The organism is Comamonas guangdongensis (assembly GCF_041079535.1).
Lineage (GTDB): Bacteria > Pseudomonadota > Gammaproteobacteria > Burkholderiales > Burkholderiaceae_C > Comamonas > Comamonas guangdongensis.
Genome location: NZ_JBFYGN010000056.1, coordinates 1 through 3,848, shown reverse-complemented (window position 1 = coordinate 3,848; position 3,848 = coordinate 1). Strand labels below are relative to the sequence as shown.

3 protein-coding genes and 1 pseudogene are annotated in these 3,848 nt (G+C 60.6%); 2 read left to right on the top strand and 2 right to left on the bottom strand.

The genetic code is table 11. From position 1 onward, the window contains the following. Positions 1-501 precede the first annotated feature (501 nt). The gene (locus AB6724_RS21685; RefSeq protein WP_369340608.1) at positions 502-2,001 is read left to right on the top strand and encodes a sensor domain-containing diguanylate cyclase; all 1,500 of its coding nucleotides are present in this window, start codon (positions 502-504) and stop codon (positions 1,999-2,001) included. A 265-nt stretch (positions 2,002-2,266) separates the two neighbouring features. On the opposite strand, the gene AB6724_RS21680 is transcribed toward AB6724_RS21685, so the two are convergent. Both AB6724_RS21680 and AB6724_RS21675 read right to left on the bottom strand, forming a co-directional pair. Continuing rightward, positions 2,267-2,941, bottom strand: coding sequence for a phosphoribosyltransferase (locus AB6724_RS21680; RefSeq protein ID WP_369340607.1), 675 nt, complete (start codon positions 2,939-2,941; stop codon positions 2,267-2,269). A gap of 101 nt (positions 2,942-3,042) precedes the next feature. Continuing rightward, a pseudogene (locus tag AB6724_RS21675) lies at positions 3,043-3,598 on the bottom strand (GNAT family N-acetyltransferase). Positions 3,599-3,640: 42 nt separating this feature from the next. Here AB6724_RS21675 and AB6724_RS21670 point away from each other — a divergent pair. Then, the coding region (locus tag AB6724_RS21670) for a hypothetical protein (RefSeq protein ID WP_369340606.1) at positions 3,641-3,848 on the top strand (208 nt) is incomplete at its 3' end.

The following is a 3,848-nucleotide window of genomic DNA, read 5'->3' as shown; positions in this document are numbered from 1 at the left end:
CGGTCTTCGCTTCATGCCAACACTCCTTCCGCCAGAGGCGGTCATTGTGTTGCATTGACCAGTTGAATCCACAGTCGTGTTGCGACGGTCGCAGATCGGCCATAAGCGGGCTCTCGGGATCACTCACATTACCCTGATATAGTATTTTTGGTTTCCCACGGACTGCTCAAAGGAGCCGGCGAATGCTAGAGCCACATGAGTTGCTTGTAGGCCGGGTATATTTTGATATTTATTGCGAAGACAAAAATCTCCGTTACCCTTTCAACTGCGGGCGCACCGAGGGTTGGAGACTATGAGTTCCGGCAGATCGGAACCGGAGACTATTGCCTGATGGGGTAAGAGAGTGTGAAGTCCATGGAGCGTGTTGATGAACTATGCACAAGCCCTCAGTAAATGGGGACTTGAGAATCCCGATCTCTCGCCATAGGTCCGAACAGGCCGACAGGCGCTTACCTCCTAATCTGACAAATTGATCAATGATGTGAATAAGCGGGGGCGGGAATGACGATCAGTTCTCGGGCGCTCGCACTCAATGGGCTACTGCTCTTTCTGTATGTGGTTCTGGGCCGCCTCACATTCGCTGGGTCCGTCGAGCACGGCAACGTCACCAGCGTGATTTTCGTTCCCGAAGGAGTGGCCCTGGCGTTCGCCATTCGGTACGGCGCGCGTGTCGCGCCGGGGATTCTGCTCGGACAGACGCTGCTGTCGTACTGGTCGGGGCCCTCCGTCCTGGGAGGGCTGGGCATCGGCTTTTTCAATGCATTCGAAGCGGTGCTCGGCGGCTACCTGTTCCATCGTTGGCGACTGTCACTGGGGTTCGATCGACTGCGCGACGTCGGTCTGTTCGCGTGCATGACCTTTTTTATTATGCAGCCGATCAGCGCAACAGGCGGTGTGCTCATCCTTCTGGCACACGGCATGATTCCCGCACACATTGCAGACCTACTCGGAGGCTCGTGGTGGATTCAGGGCATCCAGAAGCCCCTGCTGTCGCTGGACCTCGCGCTTCCCGCTTGGATGCACTGGTGGACAGGGAATTGCGTAGGACAACTGCTGGTTGCGCCGCTGGTGCTGGCTTGGCTGGGGCCGGCGAAACACAAGGCGCCTCCCCTGCGATGGATCGAGTTGCTCGGTCTCGCCGCCGGAACCGCAGTCGTGCTGCTGCTGGCGCGTTCCGATCTGCCGTCAAGTCCAGTGCTTTTGCTGGCCCTGGGCTACGCACTGCTCGTCTGGATCGCGCTGGAACGAGGCCTCAGAGCGGTCACGGTGGCCAATGCGCTGATGACGATGATGGTCGTGTGGCTGGCAGTTCGTGGTGACGGCTTCATGTCACACCTGCCGGTGCCCGAGCGGTTGTTCTACGTCAGCTTCTTCGTGGGGACGGCCGTGTTGTTCTCGCTCACGCTGTTCGCCCTGTTCGAGGAGCGAAAGGACCTTATTCACCAGTTGACCGAGCTGCCCAGCAAGGACGCCCTTACCCAGCTCGGCAACCGACGGCACTTCATGGAACAGTCCGAGCGCGAACTGGCCAGGGCGCGGCGCGATTGCCAGCCCGTGAGCCTGGCGTTATTGGACGTGGACCACTTTAAGGCGATCAATGACCGGCATGGGCACACCGTAGGCGACCAGGTGCTGCAAATGTTTGCCCGCTGTTGTAGAGCAACGCTGCGCGCCAGCGACTTGATAGGCCGCGTCGGCGGCGAAGAGTTTGCAGTGCTGCTGCCGGACACAGATGCCCAGAATGCCAGCGAGGTCCTGCGGCGGCTGCTCAACATAATCGCACAGCAGTCCATCCACACACCTGATGGCTCCGAGGTACGCATCACCTTTAGCGCCGGTGTCGTGGAGATCGCTCCGGGGGCCTCACTTGACGCGATGTACAGCGCAGCGGATCGAGCCCTGTATCAAGGCAAAAGTGCGGGACGCAATCGGGTGGAGGTGTTCAGGCCGGGCAGACCTGAAACGTCCCCAGCGTCCGGGGACGCACAGCCGGAAACATGAATCGGAACTGTGGAGTTGGCTACTGATCCGTAGCGATCATAGCAACGGGCCGTGAGTCTCTCAAACCGCTTTGCGAACGGGCATTCGTCGTCTTCACGCGAATGATGCATTCGGGTCGGTTGCAGTCTTCAATACTTGGCTAACATACGCTGCGAATCCGCCACGAGCCCTGACTAGGTGCATGTCTAGCCAAGACTCAGGCCTTTGCCTTGCAGACAGAAGCGCCATACGCGATCACGCCCGGTTCCGGCGACTGAGCACAGGGCTATTGCGCGGCATCGCCCTGCTCCCTCCGCCAGGCCTGGCCCAGCAAGGTATTCACCTCCTGATCCGAGGTCTGGGCGAAATCGCGGTAGCACTGGCCAATGGCAAAGAAGGGTTCGGGGGTGAACGGGCAGATCAGTTGATCGGCCAGAGGGCGCAGCATCGTCAGCGTCTCCGCAGGCGCGACCGGTACGGCGACCACGATGCGCGCGGGCGCCTGCTGGCGTACCGCCGCGATCGCCGCGCGCATGGTGGCGCCGGTCGCCAGTCCGTCATCGACCAGTATCACGCTTTGTCCGGCCACGGCTGGCGCGGGGCGTTGGCCCCGATAGGCCTGGTCACGGCGCCGCAGCTCCAGAGTTTCCTCCTGCACGGCCGCGTCGATGGCTGCGGGGGAAATGTTCAGGTGACGGATGACATCGTCGTTCAACACCTGCACGCCGCCGCTGGCAATGGCGCCCATCGCCATCTCCTTATGTCCGGGCGTGCCTAGTTTGCGCACCAGCATCAAATCCAGCCGCAGGGCCAGTGCGCTGGCAATCTCATAGGCGACCGGCACGCCGCCCCGTGGCAAGGCCAGCACCAGCACATCGGCTTGCCCATGCCACGCCGCCAACGCAGCGGCCAGCGCCTGACCCGCCTCCACACGGTCACGAAACGGAATATCCCACTTCATGTCATCGGCTCCTAGGCATCCACCGCTCCACTATGCGCCTTATTTTCGCGCCTCAGGTGGCCACGGGTCGATTGCCGCCGGGCGCGGTTCAGGAATCCGGCTCAACGATGGCCAGCGCCCGCGCATATGCGGTACAGGCAGTGCTCCCGCAAGGGGTGGTTCTCTGGAAGGGCTGGGTGCTGGAAAGTGCATGCGTCCCGCTGCATGCCCAGCCTTTGCATGACGCGCTCCGAACGTGTGTTGCCCAGCAACTGTAAAGGAAACGACCTCGGGCAAGGACAGTTGCTCGAACGCAAATGTGAGTGCGGCGCTTGCGCCTTCTGTCGCCAGACCTCTACCCCATGCGGCTCTCGCCAGCCGCCAGCCGATCTCGACACAGGGCGAGAACGGCAGCTCAGCGGCCGGAATATGCAGGCCAATAAACCCGATGAAGTCTCCCGTGGCTTTTTCCTCTGCCGCCCACATGCCCCAACCGCGTTGCGCGATGAGATCATGGCAACGCTGGGCCATGGCGTCGCTCTCTTGGCGGCTGAGCTTCGCCGGAAAATAGCGCATGACCTCGGCATCCTGGCCCATTTGCGCAAAGACGGGGTAATCGGCAGGCCGCCATTGGCGCAGGCGCAGATGTTCGGTTTCGATCTCGTATGGGTGCGACATCAAGCTATTCCTTGGGGCTAATTTGCGATCAAGCGCATGTGAATGACGGCCTACCGCGCGCCATCGATTTCATCAGATTTTGCGCTGGCGAATGCCGCCTTCTGTCCTATCACCGGCCTTGCCCATCGAAATGCTCGAAAACTGCATCAAACTCATGCCCGTCAAGCGCCAGTAGCTATTAAAAAAGGCCTGTCAGATCACTCTGGCAGGCCTTTTTCTTTGTGGATTCAAAGCTGCTTACACACGCTCA

Bases quoted from the DNA above. Each gene is read 5' to 3' on its own strand.
- AB6724_RS21680 (WP_369340607.1), bottom strand. From the start codon at position 2,941: ATGAAGTGGGATATTCCGTTTCGTGACCGTGTGGAGGCGGGTCAGGCG.
- AB6724_RS21685 (WP_369340608.1), top strand. From the start codon at position 502: ATGACGATCAGTTCTCGGGCGCTCGCACTCAATGGGCTACTGCTCTTT.